The sequence below is a fragment of the Escherichia sp. WS3063 genome (assembly GCF_046486595.1).
Classification (GTDB): domain Bacteria; phylum Pseudomonadota; class Gammaproteobacteria; order Enterobacterales; family Enterobacteriaceae; genus Escherichia; species Escherichia coli.
Window position 1 is genome coordinate 21,761 of record NZ_JBJQKY010000035.1, and the last position, 23,450, is coordinate 45,210.

Sequence of the window (23,450 nt, forward strand, 5' to 3'; positions counted from 1 at the left end):
AAAACACACACTCCACAGTTCAGTTGCTGTGACAGTACAGTGTTACGCTGGATTTCAGGCACGCTACCGCCGAAGTATCCGGCATCCGCCATCTCCCGTAAAAACGTAACCCCTTACTGACAACCTTTTTTCCTGCGGTGTAATACAAAAACAGCACCCGGCCAGACGGTCGGATGCTGTTGTCTTAACTTATGCTTCCAGCGGTGCACGCCAGTCGTCAGCGCCAGAAGTGCCTGACTTAACGTGTTCCCACTCGATTTTGCGGTAGGCCAGCGAAACTTCGAGTAACTGGGTGAACTCGCGTTTTGCCGGGTCCTGGCAGTGCGGCATATGCAACTTCATATCAACAATTGTCGAGTCTGTCAGGCGGGTAGTGAAGTAATGTTCCTGTTTGCCTTCCACAGAGGTACGCCACCAGTGCAGTTCAGTGGTAGGCAGCATTTCACCGGAGGCCAGCGCGTTGTACAGCAGGGGGACTGCTTTGTTCAGCGCCACAGTGAAGATAAATGGCTTGTGAGCGCGCTGTCCGGCTGGCTGGCCAGATTGTGGGTCCGTCGGGACGGTGACGTTATGCAGGAATTCCTGCACCAGCATTTCATCTTCATGGCCCTGCACGTAGATATTGCCGACGGAATCAGCAGTAAATGCACCTGCGGTGATGTTTCCCTGGGTCTGACCAGTAATTGAGATATAACACGGTGTTGGCATTTGTAAACTCCTTGTGAATGTTCTTAACAACAACTTGCTGATGACCTGCCATTAATCCCTGGCAGGCAGATAACGATACGGTCCATGCCTAGAACCACACCATTTCTCTGTGCTTGATTTACAGACAATGCGAATTAACGCTTGTCGTAATAATTGTTTTTACAAATTTTAAACTTTCTGTTTAGTTAAACTTTAATCAACGAGTGGATGATCGCTAGTGGTTGGTAAATGTTTTTCAATCACCATCTATAAAAGGCATGGCTTTATCATGAATATATATTATATTCTGTTGTTCTTAATTGTCACTTTGATAAAAATAAGGATATCCTTATTTTATTTCAAATTATAATCACGGAATTTATATATATTCTGTAAGTCATAAGAAATCCTTGTGTTTCTTGATCAAAGATCTAAAATCAATGAGTTACATAATTCACTATTGGGCATTGCGTGCTTGGCATGCATGGTTTCAGGCTTCTTTGTCTTTTGTTGTTCCTATTGTTTCGTGGAAGGATACCCCTTGAAAATTTTCTTTTCAAATGCTTTTCTGCGCGTAGAATGTGACGCTATGAATGTGTAGAATTTTATTTTTTTACTGCCATTGGGCTGGTATTTGCTGTATTTTTTAAATGCAGAACATGCTGCGCTCATGGCCTGGATGATAACCTTATGGATTATTCTTATGAGCAGCAGAAGAAATGACGGTGGTGGCAGTATTGCCCCAAAAGAAAGAGTAAATATTAAATTTAAGCCAAAAACGGGGAATCAGACAGCAGAAGTGGAATTACCGCTAAATCTGTTGGTTACTGGCAATTTGACAGGTGATGCAGATAACACGCCACTGGATGAGCGCCAGCCCGTTGCCATCAACCGCAACAACTTTAACGCAGTGCTGGATCAGGCAGGGATTGGTCGTGATTTCACCGTTCCGTCTGCTCTCAGCGAAACGCCTGATACGCGCATGAGCGTAAATCTGAAAATCAGCTCGCTGGCCGATCTTTCTCCGGACAACATTGCCTCCCAGGTGCCGGAGATGCGCAAAATGCTGGAACTACGCGAAGCATTGGTGGCGCTTCGGGGGCCAATGGGCAATATCCCTGCGTTCCGTGCACAACTTCAGGCATTGCTTGATGACGAAAAGAGCCGTGAGCAACTGATTGCAGAGCTGGGCCTCGCAGGCCGGAAATAACTTGTACAAGGACTTCAGTATGTCAGAAACTACCTTACCGGAAGTATCTGCTTCCGCTGCACCGGTCTCCGCGCCCACCCTGCTGGATGAAATCATGGCGCAGACTCGTTTTAAACCGGAATCAGAAAGCTACGATATTGCCCGTCAGGGCGTGACTGCTTTTATCACTGCGCTGTTACAAAGTGATGAAGAGGCGGAGTCCGTCGATATTCTTGCCGTCAATGGCATGATTGCTGACATCGATGAGCGCATGGGGCGTCAAATGGATTTGATTCTCCATGCCCCGGAGTTTCAGGAGCTGGAATCGTTCCTGCGTTCACTGAAACTGCTGGTTGACCATGCCGATCCGCGCGAAAACATCAAAATTCATCTGATGCATGCTACCAAAGAAGAACTGCTGGATGATTTTGAATTTGCTCCGGAAATTACCCAGTCAGGATACTACCGGCATGTTTATTCCAGTGGTTTCGGCCAGTTTGGTGGGGAGCCAGTTGCCGCTGTTATTGGTAATTACGCTTTCGATAATACCGCCGCCGATATGAAGCTGCTGAAATATATCAGCGCAGTCAGCGCGATGGCTCACTGCCCGTTCCTGTCTTCCGTTTCCCCTGATTTCTTTGGCCTGGATTCGTTTACCGAACTTCCTGGTATCAAGGATGTTGCCGCCATTTTCGAAGGCCCGGCTTACACCAAATGGCGTTCACTGCGTGAGTCAGAAGACTCCCGAAATCTCGGTCTGACAGCACCGCGTTTCCTGTTGCGTCACCCTTATGCGCCTGATGAGAATCCGGTGAAAAGCTTTAATTATCATGAAAATGTCAGCAAAAACCACGAACACTATTTGTGGGGTAACACCGCGTTTCTGCTGGCAGCAAACATGGCTGAGAGTTTCATGTCAACGCGCTGGTGCCCGAATATTGTCGGTCCACAAAGTGGTGGTGCTGTAAAAGATTTGCCCGTGCATTTATATGAGGCTATGGGCCAGCTTCAGGCTAAAGTCCCGACGGAAATTCTCATTACCGACAGACGGGAGTATGAGCTGGCAGAGCAGGGTTTCATCACTCTGACTATGCGTAAAGGCTCTGACAATGCAGCATTTTTCTCCGCCAATTCAGTACAGAAGCCGAAAGTATTCCCCAATACGCCGGAAGGAAAAGAAGCCGAGACTAACTACAAACTGGGCACTCAGCTTCCTTATCTGTTCATTATCAACAGGCTGGCGCATTACATTAAAGTGCTTCAGCGTGAACAGTTGGGTTCATGGAAAGAGCGTGGAGATCTTGAACGCGAGTTAAACACCTGGATTCGTCAGTATGTGGCTGACCAGGAAAACCCGCCTTCAGAAGTTCGCAGCCGCAAGCCATTACGCCAGGCAAAAATTGAAGTTGCTGATGTTGAAGGTGAACCGGGCTGGTATCAGGTCAATATCGCAGTACGTCCGCACTTCAAATACATGGGGGCTTCATTTGAATTATCCCTGGTCGGACGTCTGGACAAGGAGTGAGCATGGTAACGGAACGGGAGTCGGGAGGAAGTTTGTTTGAGCGTATTGGTGAGGCGGTAAATCCCTCTTCGCGTCAACGTCCAAAGGTGGCGTTGTTGCATTCTGTTCGCAATAACCTGCGCAATATACTCAACACCCGTTCTGGTAGTTGCCACGGTTCTCCGGAGCTTGGGATTGTAGATTTTAATGATGGCTCCCCTGACTCCATGAACATCCGGGACTGGATGATTCTGGCTATTAAAAATAGCATTCTGCGTTACGAACCCCGCATTTCTGATGTGGTGGTTAGTGCTGCCGAAGAGGAAATGCACGCGCCACTGGAGCTAGGTTTTCATATTGTAGCGTACATAGATTTCAGTGACCGACAGGATGTTCTGGAATTTGATATTTTGCTGGATAACCACCAGCATTGGTGTGTGGAGTAATCTGATGGCCTTCGAAGAACGTTACTATCGAGAAGAGCTTGATTATCTACGTCAGCTTGGCAAGCTGCTGTCACAGGAGAAACCTTATCTGGCCCGCTTTCTGGCTGAAAAGGAAGGTGATCCTGATGTGGAACGCCTGATGGAGGCGTTTGCGTTTCTCTCGGGCGGTTTGCGACAAAAGCTGGAGGATGAATTCCCGGAATTTACGCATAGCCTGATTAATATGTTGTGGCCTAACTATTTACGCCCGGTTCCGGCAATGGCAGTGATTGAATACCAACCCCGTAAGGAACTGAAATCATCCGTCCAGGTACACCGCGACGAGCTGATAAAAACGCAGACAGGCAGCAGTATGCGAACTTATGCTCGGGGGGCGTTAACCGATGATGATAACAAAGCCGCACTGCCGAACTGCTATTTCACACTGGCGCGTGATATCTGGCTACAACCCCTGATGGTAAGGGATGTACGGAATACCAGTACCCTCAAAGAAGGTGTCATTGAGATAGATTTTTTCACTGAGGGAAACGTTTCTCCCGGTGAACTGGATCTGAATAAGCTCTCCTTCTGGCTGGGAAATGAGGATGATTATACCCGCCATCAACTCTATCTGTGGTTTAGTGAGCGTCTGATGGATGCGGAACTGGTAGCCGGAGATCACCGTGTGGCGCTGCCGGATCTGTGGCTTGAGGCTGCGGGATTTGAGCGGGAGGATGCGCTGCTGCCGTGGCCGAAAAACGTACATAATGGCTACCGTGTACTTCAGGAGTATTTCTGTTATCCGGAGAGCTTTTTCTTCTTTCATCTGCGGGAGGCTGCACCGTTGCCGAAAGGCTTCCCGCTCCATGCTTTTACACTACGACTGCACTTTAATCTGCCTCTTCCGGTGGATGTTAAGCTGCGTAAGGCTTCACTTCGTCCATATTGCACACCAGCAGTGAACCTGTTTGTCCATCATTCTGAACCCGTGAGGCCCGATGACAGTGCGCCACAGTACCCATTAACGGCCAGCCAACAGTATCCAGAGTTCTATGATATTTTTCAGATAAAATCTGTTTCCAGCAAACTTCCAACGGTCAGCAAAGGGGAAAAGTATCGCCTTTGGCCTGAATTTGAGGGTTTTCAGCACCAGATCGAGTACAGCCGTCAGCGTGAAGTCGTTTACTGGCATCACCGCACAAAAACGTCACTGTTTCACCGGGGACTGGATCATTCCATTGCCTTTGTCCATGCTGATGGCAGCCTGCCGGAGCAGGCCCTACTGGACGGAGAAGTGTTCACGGCCTCGCTGGTATGCACCAACCGGATGTTGCCCGCGTCACTGCATGTGGGTGATATCTGTGAAGCCGTGAATAAAAACCCGGCAGTGGCTTCCTTCAGCAATGTCACCCGGCCAACCCGCCCGTTATACCCGGTGACGGATGGTGATATGCACTGGTCGCTGATTTCAAGCATGAACCTGAACTACCTCTCGCTGCTGGACAGGGAAGCACTGGTTCAGGTACTGCGTACTTTTGATTTACCAGGCATTCATCACCCGCAGCAGGCCCGGCTTTCCTCCCAGAAGCTGGATGCCATCGAAAAAATGGAATCCCGTCCCGTCGATCGCCTGTTTAAAGGCATACCGGTCCGCGGTCTCTCCACCACGCTGTGGATTAACCCCGCACCCTTTGTCTGTGAGGGGGAGATCTATTTCCTGGGGACGGTGCTCTCATACTTCTTTGCCCTTTATGCCAGCATCAACTCATTTCACTGCCTCAAAATTATTAACACGGAAAGTCAGGAGTCCTGGGAATGGCAACATACGGGCCAGCACGCCCTGATATAGAGGGAACGGGAATACTCCCGGATGTGCGCGGGATAAATTTTTATGTGCTGATGGAATCACTGTACCGCCGATATGGTGCACCGAATCAGGATCCGTCCCTGCGCACCGAGCCAGAAAAGGAAGTGGCGCTGTTTAAATCTGACGCCAGTATTGCCTTTCCCTGTAGCGACCTGAGCACGCTTGAGCGCAGGGATTCCGGGCAGTTTACCCTGACCACAAAATTTCTCGGTTTCTCCGGCGGCCAGTCTCCGCTACCCGGTTATTACCTGGATCGGATGGCGCGGGAATCCGCACAGAATGAAGAAGGGCTGAAAGCATTTCTTGATCTGTTCAGCCACCGCTGGACGCAATTTGCCTACCATGCCTGGCGTAAGTACCGCTATTACATCTGTTTTCGCAACGGTGGGACGGATGTCTTTTCACAGCGAATGTATGCGCTGGTTGGGCTGGGCAACCAGAGTGTGCGTGACAGGCTTGCCATCAACCACAGCAAAATGCTCGCGTATGCCGGAATTCTGGCAACGCCGGGGCGCTCGCCGGATGTGGTGTGCAACCTGGTCAGCCACTGCTTTGATCTGCCGGATGTCAGTATTGAAAGCTGGCAGTTACGAAAGGTGGTCATTGCGCCTGACCAGCAGAACCGGCTGGGCGTGCGTAATGCTAAAAAGAAAACCGCCGGATACGTACCAGGGCGCTCCGTCATTGGCGTTAATTTTACGCTGGGTGCCAGAGTACCTGATCGCAGCGGAAAATTTCTGCTGCGGTTAAGTAATCTTTCCATGGCGTGCTATCTCTCGTTTTTACCGGAAGGCGAAAACCACCAGGCGCTGACCATGTTTATTGCCTTTCTGTTGCGCGATCAGTTTGCCTGGGATCTCCGGCTGGATCTGGCTCCGGAACAGGCAAAAGGAATGCTGCTGGGTGATCGTTCCCGCTCCTGCATCGGACGCACGGCGTTTATTGGTCAGCCCAAAACGCCGCCCTCCGTCACCCTTCACATCAGGGATTAATTTTATGGAATCGCATATGGCTGAAGAAAAAACGCAGTCCTCCCGGCTCTCAATGACATTACAGGTGATGAACGGTAATGAACTGGAGAGCGGACGTGCCGCAAAATGCCTCTTTACTGCTGATGGCGGGGATATCGGTAACCTGCCTGAGTGCCACTGGCCGGTACAGGACAGGGCCGGTTCCGTTGCCGGTCGTGCCTGCCAGGTGGTGGTGCATGACGGCGCATTTTGTCTGAAGAGTCTGGGTACAGGACTGATGATTAACCTGGCTCCGGTTGCCCTGGATGCCGGGCTGGTACGTCTGCGACAGGGGGACGAGATCGTGCTGGGGGCACTGGCGCTGAAGGTGTTTATCCACACAGGAAAACTGATCACTTACAGCGAACAGATGGCAGCACCTGAAACTATCGTCACTAACCGTGATCGTCTGGCGGACTCATTGCTGACAACGGACGGCCAGCCTGCATATCCAGGTATGCCCCAGCGACACCAGCTTGCAGATACCGTGGCCAACAGTTTTTCAGCCGATCCGTTGCAGGCGCTTCAGGCAGAAAGTTTGACGGTGGCGGGTGATCCTCTCTCCGGGATCGTCCCAACCCGCTCTTCGGCTCCCGTCAGGGATGGTGTGATCGACAAACCGTTTATGGATCTGCCTCCGGTGTATCCCGATCCGCAGGAGAAGCATGATGATTCCGTTAATCCGACTGACATCGCCCAACTCCATCTTGCTGTTACCCCGCTACTGCGTGGGCTGGGTAGTACCCTGGCTGTACGCAACTCGCAGGATGCGGATGGTTTTCTCGAAGAGGCCGGACGAACCCTACAGGCGGCAATAAAAGGGTTACTCGATCTACAACAGCACCGTAACAGCCTGTCGGATAAACATTTGCGCCCGCTGGAAGATAACCCGCTGCGGCTGAACATGGATTACGCCACCGCGCTTGATGTGATGTTTGCAGAGGGCAAAAGCCCGGTACATCTGGCGGCCCCTGCCGCCGTCAGCGAAAGCCTGCGCAATATCCGCCATCACGAAGAGGCCAACCGGGCGGCGATTGTGGAGTCGCTCCGCGTGCTGCTGGATGCGTTTTCACCACAGAGCCTGATGCGCCGTTTTGTGCAGTACCGCCGCAGCCATGAACTTCGCCAGCCGCTGGACGCCGCCGGAGCCTGGCAGATGTACAGCCATTATTACGAAGAACTGGCGTCCGATCGCCAGCAGGGATTTGAAATGCTGTTTAACGAAGTCTATGCCCAGGTCTATGACCGGGTACTGCGTGAGAAACAGCGGGAGCCGGAAGCATGACCGCGCGCTTCTTTCGCGTCTGCACGATGGTGGTGCTGTTCAGCCTCACCCTGACAGGCTGCGAAACAGTGAAAAAGCTCGGCCAGGTGATCAAGAATCCGGATATTCAGGTCGGGAAACTGGCGGATCAGGCCTCAGAGGTGACGGTCACGTTGCTGACCGAGCCGGACACAAATATTAATGCAGAAGGTGAGGCGGCGGCAGTTGATGTGCAACTGATTTATATGAGCGACGACTCTAAGTTGCAGGCAGCCGACTATGACCAGATCGCCAGTACGCCGCTGCCGGATGTGCTGGGTAAAAACTATATCGACCACCAGGACTTTAACCTGCTGCCGGACACCATTAAAACCCTGCCGCCGGTAAAGCTGGATGAGAAAACGCAGTTTATCGGTGTCGTGGCCTACTTCTCCGATGACCAGGCGACCGAATGGAAACAAATCGAAGCGGTGGAAGGTACAGGCCATCACTACCGTTTGCTGGTGCATGTAAGGCAAAGCAGTATCGAAATGAAAAAAGAGGAAAACTGACAATGGCGACCATGAAAAACAGGGTGATCTGGCAGGAAGGGTTGTTTGCCCTGCCGCAGCATTTTCAGCAACAGCAGCGGAACCAGGAGTATTTGCTGAACCAGCGTATCAGCGCACAGGATGATTTTGCCTGGGGCTTCACGTCATTGTCGATTAACACCGAGCTGCTGGCCCAGGGAAAACTCATGCTCGACAACGCAGCAGGCTGTATGCCGGATGGTACGGTGTTCAGCATTCCGGAGCAGGATCAGCTTCCTGTCCCGTATCAGCCGCTTGATCTCTCAAAACCCGGAAGCCATGACATTTATCTGGCGCTGCCTGTCATCAGCGATATTACCTGTGAAATTGAGGGACGTCAGAGCGCAGGGCAGGGGACGGAGCGTTACCGCCTGGCCCGTGCTGATGTCCGTGATTTGCACTCTGATGATGGCGATGTTCAGCAAATTGTCCTCGGGCAACTTGCACCCAAAATTGTCAGCGGTGCGGATGATCTCAGCGCAATGGTGACGCTGCCGCTGTGCCGTATCCGTGACAAGCTGGCTAATGGCGCGCTGGTGCTGGACGACAGTTTTATTCCCACCTGTCAGGCCATCCGGGTCAGTCCGGTACTCAGCGGGTTTGCCGGTGATGTGCAGGGGCTTATCAGCAACCGCGCCAGCGAACTGGCAAAGCGTATTGGCTCGCCAGAGCAAAGTGGCATTGCCGATGTGGCCGAGTTTATGATGTTGCAGATGCTTAACCGCAGCCAGATGCACTTCACTCACCGCACGCACCTGCATACCCTGCATCCGGAAACCTTTTATCTGGATCTTGTTCGCCTGCTGGGTGAACTGATGACCTTCACGGAGGACAGCCGTCTTCCCTGTCCGGTGGAGGTGTACAGTCACCGCGATCTGACCCACTCATTCAGTACCGTGATCCCGGAACTGCGCCGGGCGCTCAATACTGTACTGATGCCGCGTGCGCAGAACCTGCCGCTGGTCTTCTCGGATGGGTTTTATGTCGCCACCGTTAACGATCCTACACTGTTGCAGTCCGGCACCTTTATTCTGGCGGTGCGTGCGCGAATGCCTCACAGCCAGCTTATCCACCAGTTTACCCAGCAGTCAAAAATTGCCGCCACCAACAAAATCCGCGATATGGTCAGCGTCCAGGTGCCGGGCGTGCCGCTGACGCCACGGACCGCCGCGCCGCGCCAGTTACCCTATCACGACGGTTATGTTTACTTCGAACTCGACAAGGGCGTAGCTGCCTGGCAGGACGTGATGAAAGCCGGGGCACTGGCGCTGCATATTTCCGGCACTTTCCCGGATCTGGGGGTACAACTGTGGGCAATAAGAGGTTAAGGCCATGAACGATCCGTTCATCCTGCCAGCCGGTGAAAATGAATATCTGGCTATGGGGAATATACCGGAGAGGCAGAGTACCGTGGTGCCGGACAGCGATGGCGATATTTCCAGCCGCCAGTACCGGTTGCCCCTGCGCGGTAACAGTCTGAACCCGATGATCGATGCCGCCACGCCGTTACTGGGGATGGTGATGCGCCTGGACGGGATGAACAGTCAGACCATGCCGGAACATCTTTTTGCACAGGTTGTGACCGACGTTCAGGCAGTGGAGCAGTTACTCCAGGAGCAGGGCTATGAGCCTGGCGTGATCGTCTCTTTTCGCTATGTTCTGTGCACTTTTATCGATGAGGCTGCGCTGGGTAACGGCTGGTCGAACAAGAATGAGTGGATCAAACAGTCGCTGCTGGTCCATTTCCACAATGAAGCCTGGGGGGGGGAGAAGGTCTTCATCCTGCTGGAGCGCCTGATCCGTGAGCCAAAACGCTACCAGGATCTGCTGGAGTTTATCTTTATCTGTTTTTCGCTGGGATTTCGCGGGCGCTACAAAGTGGCCGTCCAGGATCAGGGGGAGTTTGAGCGGATCTACCGCCGTCTGCACCACGTCCTGCATACGTTGCGTGGCGATGCCCCCTTCCCATTACTGCACCAGGACAAAAAGACCCAGGGCGGGCGCTATCAGTTAATGAAACGCCTGACCATAAAGCATGTTCTGATGGGGGGCGTGGTGGTACTGGCATTGTTTTATCTGTTCTACATGCTGCGTCTGGACAGTCAGACGCAGGATATTCTGCATCAACTGAACCGGCTGCTCGCCAGGTAAGGACACAATATATGATCCAGATTAATCTGGCCTCACTGGTTAAACATCTTAATCCGTTTTCCCGCCAGGCGCTGGAAGCGGCGGCAGCGGAGTGCATGAGTCAGCAGGCATCGGAAATTACGGTGGCGCATGTTCTGTTGCAGATGTTGGCATCAGTGCGCAGCGACTTAAGGGTGATCTCTGAGCGGGCCGACATCGACCTGAATGAGCTTCGCCGGGCGCTGACGGTGGAGAACTACGCCACGTCGCGCACAGCAGACAATTACCCGGCATTTTCCCCGATGCTGGTCGAGTGGCTGAAAGAGGGGGGGCTGCTGGCCTCCGCAGAGATGCAGCACAGCGAACTGCGTGGCGGTGTACTGCTGCTGGCCCTGCTGCATTCACCACTGCGTTATGTCCCCGGCGTGGCCGCACGTCTGCTGACCGGCATTAACCGCGATCGTCTGCAACAGGACTTTGCGCAGTGGACGCGCGAGTCGGCAGAAACCGCGATGCAGGGGGTCGACGAAAAGGCCGTCAGTGTTGTGGTGGATACAGGGGACACCCTGCTTGCCCGCTACGCCAAAAACATGACCGAAGATGCCCGTAACGGCAGGCTCGACCCGGTGCTGTGCCGCGATCATGAAATTGACCTGATGATCGACATTCTCTGCCGCCGCCGTAAAAACAACCCGGTTGTGGTGGGCGAAGCAGGCGTGGGAAAAAGCGCGCTGATTGAAGGGCTGGCGCTGCGTATTGTGACAGGCCAGGTGCCGGACAAGCTGAAAAACACCGATATTATGACCCTTGACCTGGGCGCATTGCAGGCTGGTGCGTCGGTGAAAGGTGAGTTTGAAAAACGCTTCAAGGGGCTGATGGCGGAAGTCATATCGTCCCCGGAGCCGGTCATTCTGTTTATTGACGAAGCGCACACCCTGATTGGCGCGGGCAACCAGCAGGGCGGGCTGGATATATCCAACCTGCTCAAACCGGCGCTGGCGCGTGGCGAACTGAAAACCATCGCCGCCACAACCTGGAGCGAATACAAAAAATACTTTGAGAAAGATGCCGCCCTGTCGCGCCGCTTCCAGTTGGTGAAGGTCAGCGAACCCAGTGCCGCCGAAGCCACCATTATTCTGCGCGGCCTCTCTTCGGTCTATGAACAGTCTCACGGCGTGCTGATTGATGATGACGCCTTGCAGGCCGCTGCGACATTAAGTGAGCGTTATCTCTCCGGGCGTCAGTTGCCGGACAAAGCCATTGATGTGCTGGATACCGCCTGCGCCCGTGTGGCAATCAACCTGTCATCGCCACCGAAGCAAATCTCGGCGCTGACCACCCTGAGCCACCAGCAGGAGGCGGAAATTCGCCAGCTTGAGCGCGAGCTTCGCATCGGGCTGCGTACCGACACCACACGGATGACCGAAGTGCTGGTGCAGTATGATGAAACGCTGACGGCGCTGGATGAACTGGAGGCCGCCTGGCATCAGCAACAGACGCTGGTACAGGAGATTATCGCGCTGCGTCAGAAGTTACTGGGCGTGGCAGAGGACACAGATGTCGTAGTGGATACGCCGCCAGATTCAGAGCAGGATAATACCGGTGCCACACCGGCTGATGAAGCTGGCAGTGTACAGCCGGAAGAGACCGCTGAAACAGTTTCCCCGGTGCAGCGGCTGGCACAGCTCACTGCCGAACTGGACGCCCTGCATAACGACCGGTTGCTGGTTTCCCCGCATGTCGATAAAAAACAGATTGCGGCGGTGATTGCCGAATGGACCGGTGTGCCGCTTAACCGCCTGTCGCAGAATGAGATGTCAGTCATCACCGACCTGCCGGTATGGCTGGGCGACACCATCAAAGGCCAGGACCTGGCGATTGCCAGCCTGCATAAACACCTGCTGACCGCGCGCGCCGACCTGCGCCGTCCGGGACGTCCGCTTGGCGCGTTCCTGCTGGCTGGCCCCAGCGGCGTGGGTAAAACCGAAACCGTCCTGCAACTGGCGGAGCTGCTCTACGGCGGTCGCCAGTACCTCACCACCATCAATATGTCCGAGTTTCAGGAAAAACACACCGTTTCGCGGCTGATTGGTTCTCCTCCGGGCTATGTCGGCTATGGCGAAGGCGGCGTGCTGACCGAAGCGATCCGCCAGAAACCGTACTCGGTGGTACTTCTCGACGAAGTGGAAAAAGCGCACCCGGATGTGCTCAACCTGTTCTACCAGGCATTTGACAAGGGTGAGATGGCCGACGGTGAGGGCCGCCTGATTGACTGCAAAAATATCGTCTTCTTCCTCACCTCCAACCTCGGCTACCAGGTGATTGTCGAACATGCCGATGACCCGGAAACCATGCAGGAAGCCCTGTATCCGGTGCTGGCGGACTTCTTTAAACCTGCCCTGCTGGCGCGTATGGAAGTGGTGCCGTACCTGCCGCTGTCGAAAGAGACACTCGCCACCATCATTGCCGGGAAACTCACCCGCCTGGATAACGTGCTGCGCAGCCGCTTTAGCGCAGAAGTGATTATTGAACCGGAAGTGACGGACGAAATCATGAGCCGCGTCACCCGAGCGGAAAACGGCGCGAGGATGCTCGAATCGGTCATTGACGGCGACATGCTGCCGCCGCTCTCCCTGCTGCTGTTGCAGAAGATGGCAGCCAACACGGCGATTGCCCGGATTCGGCTGTCGGCGGCAGACGGCGCGTTCACAGCAGATGTGGAAGATGCTCTGGACGACGAGTCCGTCACAGAGGATGAAACGGTTTTATGAGCAGGTTGCGCGTTTTCCGGCAGACAGGATGGTTTATCGCGGGCCTGATGGCGGGCTTACCCGCCAGTGCCGCGCCCGCAGAAACATCGTCAATGGCCGGTGTGGCAGTAGCTGTCGCCACAGCGACACCGCCGGATGCGACAGCCACGTTACAGGCCATGCAGTCCTGTCGGCGGGAGTCTGCGGCGCTGGAGCGGCTTGACTGCTATGACCGCCTGCTGGAACCGCTGTCCCCGTCAGGGTTTGACGGGGCGCTGGTCAAAGCTGGTTTTGTGGGCGAAGCCTGGACCCGCGCCACAGAGCAGGAAAAACGCCGCCAGGGCAACACCACGGAGCTGCTGGTGACGCAGGTGCCGGGGGAACGCCCGACGGTGGTGATAACCACCCCGGCTATCGGCCATGTTCCGCCGCGCCCGGTGCTGATGTTCAGTTGCGTGGACAATATTACCCGGATGCAGGTGGCGCTGATGCACCCTCTGGATGTCCATGATATCGCCGTTACCCTGAATGCTGACAGCCGGGCATTACGCAGCCACTGGTTTGTACGCGAGAACGGCACCCTGCTGGAGTCCAGCCGGGGGTTATCCGGTATTGATGAAATTAAACAGTTATTTGGCGCAAAAACGCTGACGGTGGATACCGGCGCAGACAACGCCGCCGGAAAGCTGACCTTTAACATTGACGGGCTGGCAGGGGCGATTGCACCCCTGCGCGATGCCTGCCACTGGGCGGGAGAATAAAAATATGGCAATGGACTTACGCGATCCGAATGTCTGGGTATCGCACCTGCTGGAAAACCTGCCGGAAGAGAAACTGGCATCAGCGCTGAAGGACGATAACCCGGACTGGGAGTATATCGACGGTGGGATTGTCAAGCTGGGATCGCTGGCGCACAGCCAGCTGGATATCCCTGAACTCCAGCACCGGGGGCTGGTCCTTCTGGCTTCGGAGAGTAAGGATTTTCGCCTGCTGGCGCATCTGCTGAGAACCCTGCAACATGCCGGTGATCCGCTCCTGGCCTTGCGCCTGCTGGCGCTGTATGTGGAGCATTACTGGGCGGTGGCCGCGCCGCAGAATATGGCGCATAAAAAACGCTTTGCCAGTCAGGTGATAAAACGTTTTGAGGCGGGCGTCACGTCTTTTGCGGAAAGTGCAGCCACGGCACAGCGCGATGCGCTGCTGGGGGAACTGGCAAAGCTGGCGCAGTGCTGGCAGTCGCATAACGTCCCGGAACTGGCACAGGCGACGGATGATCTTTTTGCCCTGTACCAGCGCGCGTTTAATGGTACTGCGCCCGTGTCACCGGCCTCTCCGGCAAATACCGGCACACTGGCGCAAACCGTTGCTGCTCCCGTATCCGCTGCTTCGCAAAACGCCAGTACGGCGCCTGCCGTCCCGGCCCCCCAGGTTACGGTTGACAGTCACGACGACAAAGCCTGGCGTGACACGCTGTTAAAAGTGGCGGCCATTTTATGTGAACGCCAGCCGGACTCACCGCAGGGCTACCGTCTGCGCCGCCATGCGCTGTGGCAGAACATCACCAGTACACCCCAGGTGGAAAGCGATGGACGCACCCCGCTGGCTGCGGTTTCTGCCGATATGGTGGCGGATTACCAGTCCCGGCTTGCCAGCGCGGATATGGCGCTGTGGCAGCAGGTGGAGAAAAGCGTACTGCTGGCTCCTTACTGGCTGGACGGTCACTGCCTTTCTGCACAGACGGCACTGCGCCTGGGTTACAAACAGGTGGCAGACGCCATCCGCGATGAGGTCACCCGCTTCCTTGAGCGCCTGCCCCAGCTTACCGGGCTGCTGTTTAATGACCGCACACCGTTTATCAGTGAGCAGACGAAACAATGGCTGTCCGCTTCGCCCGACTGCAAAGTGGCACCGGTTGCGCAGGCCGGTGAGGAATCGCAGGCGGCCAGGGCCTGTTTTGCTGAGCAGGGGCTGGAGGCGGCGCTGCGGTATCTGGACATGCTACCCGAAGGCGATCCCCGCGATCAGTTTCACCGCCAGTACCTTGCCGCCCAGTTGACGGAAGAGGCGGGGCTGGTACAGCTTGCGCAGCAGCAGTACCGGATGTTGTTCAGGATGGGGTTGCAAATGATGGTGGCCGACTGGGAGCCATCGTTACTTGAACAGCTTGAACAAAAATTCACGGCAGAACAATAAAAGAGAACAGGAGTTTTTGTGTTCAGATTACCAACACCCCGACTATTCAGCGGACTCAAATCAGCCCTGCGCCCGGCGATGCCCCGGTTTAAGGTTTCTGCATTCTGGCTGCTGATACTGGCGTGGATTTTCCTGCTGGTGTGGATCTGGTGGAAAGGCCCGACGTGGACGCTGTATGAAGAACAGTGGCTCAAACCACTGGCTAACCGCTGGCTGGCAACGGCAGCATGGGGGATTATTGCCCTGGTGTGGCTTACTGTCCGGGTAATGAAGCGCCTGCAACAGCTTGAAAAACAGCAAAAACAGCAGCGCGAAGAGGCCGTTGATCCGCTCAGCGTGGAGCTGAACGCCCAGCAGCGTTACCTCGACCGCTGGTTACTGCGCCTGCAACGCCATCTCGACAACCGCCGCTACCTGTGGCAGTTGCCCTGGTATATGGTTATCGGTCCGGCGGGCAGTGGCAAAACGACACTGCTGCGCGAGGGTTTTCCGTCTGACATAATTTATATCCCCGAAGCGGTGCGTGGGGCGGAGCCGCGCCTGTATCTCATCCCGCATGTCGGGCAACAGGCGGTGATATTCGATATTGATGGCTCGCTCTGTGAACAGCCGGATGCAAATGTTTTGCACCGCCGGTTATGGGAACATGCCCTGGGCTGGCTGGTAGAGAAGCGCGCCCGTCAGCCGCTGAACGGGCTCATTCTGACCCTCGATTTACCTGACCTGCTGACCGCCGACAAGCGCCGCCGTGAGTATCTGCTACAGACGCTGCGCAGCCGCCTCCAGGATGTACGCCAGCAGCTTCACTGCCAGTTGCCGGTCTATGTGGTGCTGACCCGGCTGGATCTGCTGCATGGTTTTGCCACGCTGTTTCAGTCACTGGATAAAAAAGATCGTGACACCATTCTGGGCGTCACGTTCACCCGTCGTGCCCATGAAAACGAGGACTGGCGAAGCGAACTTAATGCCTTCTGGCAGTCGTGGTGTGACCGAATGAACCAGGCGCTGCCGGATCTGATGCTGGCGCAGAGCCATATGCGTGGCTCCCTGTTCAGCTTTGCCCGCCAGATGCAGGGAAGCCGGGAATCCCTGGTGGCGCTGCTGGATGGATTGCTGGATGGCGAAAACATGGACGTCATGCTGCGCGGCGTCTATCTCACCTCGTCACTGCAACGCGGCCAGATGGATGACATCTTTACCCAGTCCGCCGCCCGCCAGTACCGGCTGGGCAGCAGTCCGCTGACGGCCTGGCCGCTGGTGGATACCACGCCGTATTTCACCCGCAACCTGTTCCCGCAGGCATTACTGGCAGAGCCTAACCTGGCAACGGAGAGCCGGACCTGGCTGACCAGCAGTCGCCGCCGCCTGACCGCCTTTTCCGCAACGGGCGGCGTGGCGGCGCTGCTGTTAATCACCGGCTGGCACCATTATTACAATGACAACTATGCCTCCGGCGTCCTGGTGCTGAAGCAGGCGAAAGCGTTTATGGATATCACGCCCCCGCAGGGGATGGATGACTATGGCAACCTGCAACTGCCGCTGCTGAACCCGGTACGTGATGCCACTCTTGCTTATGGCGACTGGGGCGACCGCAGCCGCCTGGCGGATATGGGGTTATACCAGGGGCGGCGTGTCGGGCCGTATGTGGAGCAGACCTACCTGCAACTGCTGGAGCAGCGTTATTTGCCTGCCCTGTTTAACGGGCTGGTCAAAGAGATGAACGCCGCGCCGCCGGAGAGCGAGGAAAAACTCGCTGTGCTGCGCGTGATGCGAATGCTGGAGGATAAAAGCGGACGTAATAATGAGGTCGTAAAGCAGTATATGGCAAAACGCTGGAGCGAAAAGTTCCACGGCCAGCGCGATATCCAGGCGCAACTGATGTCTCATCTTGACTACGCGCTGGCGCACACGGACTGGCACGCAGAGCGTCAGGCGGGTGACGGTGACGCCATCAGCCGCTGGATGCCGTATGACAAGCCCGTTGTGTCAGCACAGAAAGAACTGAGCAAACTGCCTGTCTACCAGCGGGTTTACCAGAGCCTGAAAACGCGGGCACTGGGCGTACTGCCTGCTGACCTTAACCTGCGTGACCAGGTGGGGCCGACCTTTGAGCAGGTGTTCACGTCTGCCGATGACAACAAACTGGTTGTTCCGCAGTTTCTCACCCGTTACGGCCTGCAAAGCTACTTTGTGAAGCAGCGCGATGAACTGGTTGAACTGACGGCGATGGATTCCTGGGTACTCAACCTCACCCGCAGCGTGAAATACAGCGACGCTGACCAGACAGAGATCCAGCGCCAGCTGACTGAACAGTATCTCAGCGACTACACCGCCACCTGGCGGGCCGGGATGGATAACCTGAACGTCCGGGATTATGAATCCATTGCGCAACTGACCGGTGCGCTGGAGCAGATTATCAGTGGTGACCAGCCACTTCAGCGGGCGCTGACTGCCCTGCGTGATAACACGCAGCCTGCGGTACTCTCTGAAAAACTCTCTGATAAAGAACGGGAGGACGCGCTGGCGGAGCCGGACTACCGCCTGCTGACGCGCCTCGGGCATGAATTCGCCCCGGAAAACAGTACGCTCGCGGTGCAGAAGGACAAAGAAAGTACCATGCAGGCGGTGTACCAGCAGTTAACGGAACTGCACCGCTATCTGCTGGCGATCCAGAACGCGCCGGTGCCGGGGAAATCGGCGCTGAAAGCCGTCCAGCTACGTCTGGACCAGAACAGTAGCGACCCGATATTCGCCACCCGCCAGATGGCGAAAACCCTGCCCGCGCCACTTAACCGCTGGGTGGGCAAGCTGGCCGACCAGGCCTGGCATGTGGTGATGGTGGAGGCCGTTCACTATATGGAAATTGACTGGCGTGACAACGTGGTGAAACCGTTCAATGAACAGCTTGCCGGTAACTATCCGTTTAATCCGCGCTCGGCGCAGGATGCCTCACTGGATGCGTTTGAGCGTTTCTTTAAACCGGATGGCGTACTGGACACATTCTGGCAGCAGAACCTGAAACTGTTTATTGAAAATGACCTGAGCCGTGATGGCGATGACGGGGTGATTATCCGTGAGGACATCATCCGGCAACTGGATACTGCGCAGAAGATTCGCGACATCTTCTTCAGTAAACAAAACGGTCTGGGAACGCAGTTTGCGGTGGAAACGGTATCGCTCTCCGGCAACAAACGGCGCAGTGTACTGAACCTCGACGGTCAGTTAGTCGATTACAGCCAGGGCCGCAACTATACCGCCCACCTGGTGTGGCCGAACAATATGCGGGAAGGCAATGAAAGCAAACTGACGCTGATAGGTGTCAGCGGCGGAGCGCCGCGCAGCATCCGTTTCACCGGGCCGTGGGCGCAGTTCCGCCTGTTCGGGGCAGGGCAGTTAACCAGCGTTGAGGCAGGGACATTCAGCGTGCGGTTTAACGTGGACGGTGGCGCGATGGTCTACAGGATACACGCTGACACCGAGGACAATCCATTCAGTGGCGGGCTTTTCAGCCAGTTCAGGCTGTCGGACACGCTGTACTGAGGAGACAGGGATGAGCAATAACGTACTGACACAAACTATCGTTACCGGCAGTGACCCGCGTGGCCTGCCAGAGTTCAGCGCCATCCGCGAGGAAATCAACAAGGCCAGCCACCCGTCGCAGCCGGAGCTGAACTGGAAACTGGTGGAGTCGCTGGCGCTGGCGATATTTAAGGCCAACGGGGTGGATTTGCATACCGCCACCTACTACACGCTGGCCCGGACCCGGACACAGGGGCTGGCGGGATTCTGCGAAGGGGCGGAATTGCTGGCGGCGATGGTCACTCACGAGTGGGATAACTTCTGGCCGCAGGGCGGCCCGGCGCGGACCGAGATGCTGGACTGGTTCAACACCCGCACCGGGAATATCCTGCGCCAGCAGATATCCTTTGTGGAGGCTGACCTGCCTCTGTTATATCGCACGGAACGGGCACTACAGCTTATCTGTGACAAGCTCCAGCAGGTGGAACTGAAGCGCCAGCCGCGCGTGGAAAACCTGCTTTATTTTGTTCAGAACACGCGTAAACGACTTGAGCCGCAGCCGAAAAGCAGCGTTGAACACACCGCACAGACCACGGTCAGAACGCTGATTTATGCCCCGGAAAACGGTATTACGCCAGCAACCGAAACGGTGATGCCGCCGCTGCCTGAACTGCCGGAGATGAAGGTGGAGGTGCGCAGCCTGGCTGACAGTACGCCACCGACCAGTGTGGCAAAGCAGGGCAGTGCGGTGAAAGGTTTTATCGCGGGTGTTCTCTGCTCCGGGGCTGTTGCCGCCGCTCTCTGGTGGTGGCTGGTCTCTCCCATGCAGCAACAACTCACCCAGGTCAGCGATACCGCGCAGGGCGCTGCGACAGTCTGGCTTGTGTCGCCTGAGCTGGAAAACTATGAGCGCAGGCTACAGCAACTCCTTGATGCTTCACCTGTTCAGCCGCTGAATACGGGCTTACAGATGGCGCGTACCGCCGACAGCCGCTGGCCGGAGAGTCTGCAACAGCAGCAGGCCACCGCACAGTGGAATGAGACGCTGAAAACTCGTGCGCAGAGTAGTCCACAGTTACGCGGCTGGTTACAGGCCCGCCAGGACTTACATGCCTTTGCAGACCTCGTGATGAAACGTGAGAAAGAGGGGGTAACCCTTTCCTACATCAAAAATGTTATCTGGCAGGCGGAGCGGGGGCTGGGGCAGGAAACACCCGTTGAGTCGCTGCTGACGCAGTACCAGGACGCCCGTGCGCAGGGGCAGAATACCGACGTACTGGAAAAACAGATTAACGAGCGGCTGGACGGCGTGTTAAGTCGCTGGTTGTTGCTGAAAAATCACTCTCTACCGGAAACGGCAATTATTGATAAAGGGGTCGGGAAATAACCCCGGACCAAGGAGCTTAATATGGCAAATCCTGTTTACCTGACACTGAACGGCGATCTCCAGGGGCTGATCTCCGCAGGCTGTTCATCACTGGCATCTATTGGGAACAAAGCGCAGATTGCGCATATGGATCAGATCATGGTGCTGGGACTCAGCCACGGATTAACCCGTGCACAAAACGTGAATCATCAAGCGCTCATTATTCAGAAACCCGTGGATAAATCTTCCCCTTTGTTGAGTAAGGCTATCAGCGAAAATGAGTGTCTGACCTGTGATTTTGAGTATTACCGCACCAACCGTTTTGGTATTAACGAGCTGTATTTCAAAGTGAAGCTGATTAACGCCCGCATTGCCAGCATAAAGCATATTGTGCCGCACACTGTCAACAATAGCCAGGGACAACCAGAAGAGGCCATATCATTCACCTATGAAAGTATTACTCAGGAGCACTGTGTTGCAGGAACCAGTGCATATAGCTTATGGGAAGAGAGACTCTATTAAGAATAGCGATACTTTTTTTGATTTAGTGTAATTTTCTGAAGAGAGAATAAAAATGCCATTAGTAAAAAATGTTGAAAAGAAAATCTGGGATGTACAGGGATTTGATGTTCGCTTCAAAACACCCGATGGTAAGGACGTCCGGGGTGATAAAAAAGATATGCCACAATATCAGCGGGTGAAAATGTCCAAAAATGATTCGACGGTCTCAGAGTTCAAACGCAATATAAAGAAACAATATCCTGGCTATGACATCGACGTTCTGATGGGAGATGGGACGCCTGCCAATGGCAATACAAAACTGGGGACCGTCAGGGATTCATATGAGGAGGATACAGAAGACGATTCCGATTAAATTTATTGCGGGCACCATCATCGGAAGCGATTAGCTTTGAGGCATACAATCACTGTAAATTTAAAATGATGGATACTGATATGCTATGAATGGGATGGTTTGCAACAGAAAATACCAGAAAGATGTTTAATAATCGTCAGCATCAGGGAGTTTTTCGTGCCAGTGCCTGCCGCCACTATTTATTAGCGGCAGGTAAGGGGGATGTTGCTTACTGATAGCGGTTCACCAGATCCCTGGTCATTGCTGCGTATGTTTTCTGCTTAAGCTGGGTGATTTGTTGCTCTGTCACATCGGTAGTGATTGCACCCTTTTTTTCAGTCTGAGGGAAGATAACTCTGGACTCATAATTTACAGGTGACCAGGTAGCCCACTCGCCAGTTGCCACATCCACCAGAGTGAAGCGAACCAAAAAACGTAATGACATTGTGTCAGTTAGTTTTTGATTTTTATAATCTGACCACACTGTTGATTTCAGCGCAGAGTCATATTTTCCTGTCTGCAACGTATCCTGGTAAACAATAATCGATTTCTGATGTCCTTTTGCAGCCACAAAACGCAGTGCCTGCATCCAGTTCATATTCTCAACAACAGCAACATCCTGGTTCTCGCTTTTATCTTTGTTTTTGTCTTTGTTACAGGTCACAGGTTTTTGTCTGTCCGGGATACCGGAGAATGTGGCAACGGTATAATATTTACTCATTTCCTGCTGCATCATGGCCTCCGGTGCGCGGCTACCGGATTGAACCAGAATCACGGGTGAATTCAGCGGCACGCGGAACGCTTCGCCTTCCAGTGCTGCCTGAATATCTTCCTCAGAAACTGCCAGCGTGGTTTCATTGCCAAAAATATCTTTATCGGTCAGTTGTGCCGTTGTGTTTTTGCTGATGCTGCTCTCTTTGGCGGATGCGCCCGTTTTCTTCGCATCAATGGGGGAGCGTGGCGCACAGCCAGCCAGTAAAAATGTTGCTGCACATAAATATACTGCTGGTCTGAAATTCATACCTGCGTCCTCAGTGGCATCAGATGCTATTTGCGATTATTTATTTGAAAAAAACGGACTAAATTATACACCCGCCGATAATAGCTAAAAAGCAATTTTCCTTTCATCAATACATTCATCAAATAAATATATTACGCTCATGGTGTTCACTATTTAAATATATACCGTTTTATAACCGAATACCGCATCCATTGTCTGTCCCGGTGTTCCGGTTGTCGGGTACGTTATAGCAGCACGAAGTACCTCTGGAATCTGGAATGTTATGAAGGAGAACGAGATATGAATGCCATTTGCAATCATTCTTCCGCAGTGCCTGAATGGGTCACTATTTCTGAAGCCGCACATATTATTAATCAACAACCGGGTATCAGTGTCACCGAAGCTGCTATATGGCGCTATGCGCTGTACGGCCATTTAATCCTGTCTGTTTATTTTCAGTCCCCGGTGAAAATGCGCCGGGTAACACAAAATAAAAACGCCATTGTGCTGGCAAAAACACATAATGATATTATCGGTAGGTTGTGTTATCTGAGTCCTGAATGTCTGGCAACAGATGATTACTGGCAGGTAAAAACAGAAGGCGATATTATTTCCCCTGGCAGACATATTATTGATACGCCATTAATGGGACATGAATGTATTGCGTTGCAACAAAGACTGGCTTTTTCGCTGGGCCTTCCACCTCCTCAGACAGGTCGGTGTAATATTCATTGCGGCATTACTGTTCAGAGTGGTGGCGCTTTATATCAGTTAGTCGAAGATATTTCATCAGAACAACGTATTACTCAACAGTTACAATGTCTGCCCTCCGGTAAACAGGAATATTACAGGGAGAAATTGAGCAGACTGCATATTAACCGGGAGCAGCACCATTTTTTTCCCGTCTACCATTTCCCGGATGACGCCTGGTTTGTTATCAAACGAACAAATCTGGAGCAGTTTATCCGTACCTTTTTTCCTCCTCTGGCAAAACCTTCAAATCAGATTTCCACTGTAGTGGCACAGTAAATTTGGCCACCTGATTAAAGGTGATATTCTCACCTCAACACAAAACAGGTGACTTAATGAACAAGAAAACCAAACGTACTTTCACCCCTGAGTTC

Annotated in this window: 19 protein-coding genes; 17 read left to right on the plus strand and 2 right to left on the minus strand. The window is 54.0% G+C overall.

Features of this window, described 5'->3' with window-relative positions:
- Positions 1-189: 189 nt before the first annotated feature.
- Positions 190-708, minus strand: a complete 519-nt coding sequence (locus ACJHYW_RS22865; protein ID WP_016159310.1) for an Hcp family type VI secretion system effector — start codon at positions 706-708, stop codon at positions 190-192.
- A 682-nt stretch (positions 709-1,390) separates the two neighbouring features.
- Between ACJHYW_RS22865 and tssB the strand changes: the two genes are divergently transcribed.
- The 16 genes from tssB (at position 1,391) to ACJHYW_RS22945 (ending at position 21,347) form a co-directional block, all read left to right on the plus strand.
- Complete coding sequence (tssB, locus tag ACJHYW_RS22870; RefSeq protein ID WP_061093036.1) at positions 1,391-1,897, plus strand: type VI secretion system contractile sheath small subunit; 507 nt, start codon at positions 1,391-1,393, stop codon at positions 1,895-1,897.
- 19 nt (positions 1,898-1,916) lie between these two features.
- A complete protein-coding gene (tssC, locus tag ACJHYW_RS22875) occupies positions 1,917-3,401 on the plus strand; it encodes a type VI secretion system contractile sheath large subunit (RefSeq protein ID WP_061093037.1) in 1,485 nt (494 codons plus the stop codon).
- Positions 3,402-3,403: 2 nt separating this feature from the next.
- On the plus strand, positions 3,404-3,826 hold the full coding sequence (gene tssE, locus ACJHYW_RS22880; protein ID WP_061093038.1) for a type VI secretion system baseplate subunit TssE: 423 nt from the start codon (positions 3,404-3,406) through the stop codon (positions 3,824-3,826).
- A gap of 4 nt (positions 3,827-3,830) precedes the next feature.
- Positions 3,831-5,654 carry a type VI secretion system baseplate subunit TssF gene (tssF, locus tag ACJHYW_RS22885; RefSeq protein WP_061093039.1) on the plus strand — a complete coding sequence of 608 codons (1,824 nt, stop codon included), beginning with the start codon at positions 3,831-3,833 and terminating at the stop codon, positions 5,652-5,654.
- Positions 5,621-6,664 (plus strand): type VI secretion system baseplate subunit TssG, encoded by a 1,044-nt coding sequence (gene tssG, locus ACJHYW_RS22890; RefSeq protein WP_061093053.1) that lies wholly within the window; start codon positions 5,621-5,623, stop codon positions 6,662-6,664. The genes tssF and tssG overlap by 34 nt, the downstream gene beginning before the upstream one ends.
- A 16-nt stretch (positions 6,665-6,680) precedes the next feature.
- Entirely contained in the window at positions 6,681-7,967 is a 1,287-nt protein-coding gene (gene tagH, locus ACJHYW_RS22895; RefSeq protein ID WP_061093052.1) for a type VI secretion system-associated FHA domain protein TagH, read from the plus strand.
- A 26-nt stretch (positions 7,968-7,993) separates the two neighbouring features.
- A complete protein-coding gene (tssJ, locus tag ACJHYW_RS22900) occupies positions 7,994-8,497 on the plus strand; it encodes a type VI secretion system lipoprotein TssJ (protein WP_088170642.1) in 504 nt (167 codons plus the stop codon).
- A gap of 2 nt (positions 8,498-8,499) precedes the next feature.
- The gene (tssK, locus tag ACJHYW_RS22905; protein WP_061093041.1) at positions 8,500-9,843 is read left to right on the plus strand and encodes a type VI secretion system baseplate subunit TssK; all 1,344 of its coding nucleotides are present in this window, start codon (positions 8,500-8,502) and stop codon (positions 9,841-9,843) included.
- Between the two features lie 52 nt (positions 9,844-9,895).
- Complete coding sequence (gene icmH, locus ACJHYW_RS22910; protein WP_061093051.1) at positions 9,896-10,666, plus strand: type IVB secretion system protein IcmH/DotU; 771 nt, start codon at positions 9,896-9,898, stop codon at positions 10,664-10,666.
- Between the two features lie 11 nt (positions 10,667-10,677).
- Positions 10,678-13,416, plus strand: a complete 2,739-nt coding sequence (gene tssH / locus ACJHYW_RS22915) for a type VI secretion system ATPase TssH (protein WP_061093042.1) — start codon at positions 10,678-10,680, stop codon at positions 13,414-13,416.
- Positions 13,413-14,156 carry a type VI secretion system-associated protein VasI gene (gene vasI / locus ACJHYW_RS22920; protein ID WP_061093043.1) on the plus strand — a complete coding sequence of 248 codons (744 nt, stop codon included), beginning with the start codon at positions 13,413-13,415 and terminating at the stop codon, positions 14,154-14,156. Before tssH ends, vasI begins: the two co-directional genes overlap by 4 nt.
- A gap of 4 nt (positions 14,157-14,160) precedes the next feature.
- A complete protein-coding gene (gene tssA / locus ACJHYW_RS22925) occupies positions 14,161-15,588 on the plus strand; it encodes a type VI secretion system protein TssA (protein WP_061093044.1) in 1,428 nt (475 codons plus the stop codon).
- A 108-nt stretch (positions 15,589-15,696) separates the two neighbouring features.
- On the plus strand, positions 15,697-19,128 hold the full coding sequence (tssM, locus tag ACJHYW_RS22930; protein ID WP_123056338.1) for a type VI secretion system membrane subunit TssM: 3,432 nt from the start codon (positions 15,697-15,699) through the stop codon (positions 19,126-19,128).
- Between the two features lie 10 nt (positions 19,129-19,138).
- Entirely contained in the window at positions 19,139-20,494 is a 1,356-nt protein-coding gene (locus ACJHYW_RS22935; RefSeq protein ID WP_061093046.1) for a VasL domain-containing protein, read from the plus strand.
- Positions 20,495-20,515: 21 nt separating this feature from the next.
- Entirely contained in the window at positions 20,516-20,995 is a 480-nt protein-coding gene (locus ACJHYW_RS22940) for an Hcp family type VI secretion system effector (RefSeq protein ID WP_061093047.1), read from the plus strand.
- Between the two features lie 52 nt (positions 20,996-21,047).
- Positions 21,048-21,347, plus strand: coding sequence for a hypothetical protein (locus tag ACJHYW_RS22945; RefSeq protein WP_061093048.1), 300 nt, complete (start codon positions 21,048-21,050; stop codon positions 21,345-21,347).
- Between the two features lie 208 nt (positions 21,348-21,555).
- On the opposite strand, the gene ACJHYW_RS22950 is transcribed toward ACJHYW_RS22945, so the two are convergent.
- Positions 21,556-22,347 (minus strand): hypothetical protein, encoded by a 792-nt coding sequence (locus tag ACJHYW_RS22950; protein ID WP_061093049.1) that lies wholly within the window; start codon positions 22,345-22,347, stop codon positions 21,556-21,558.
- Positions 22,348-22,626: 279 nt separating this feature from the next.
- On the opposite strand from ACJHYW_RS22950, the gene ACJHYW_RS22955 reads away from it, so the two are divergent.
- A complete protein-coding gene (locus ACJHYW_RS22955; protein ID WP_061093050.1) occupies positions 22,627-23,355 on the plus strand; it encodes a hypothetical protein in 729 nt (242 codons plus the stop codon).
- The last annotated feature ends 95 nt before the right edge of the window (positions 23,356-23,450 follow it).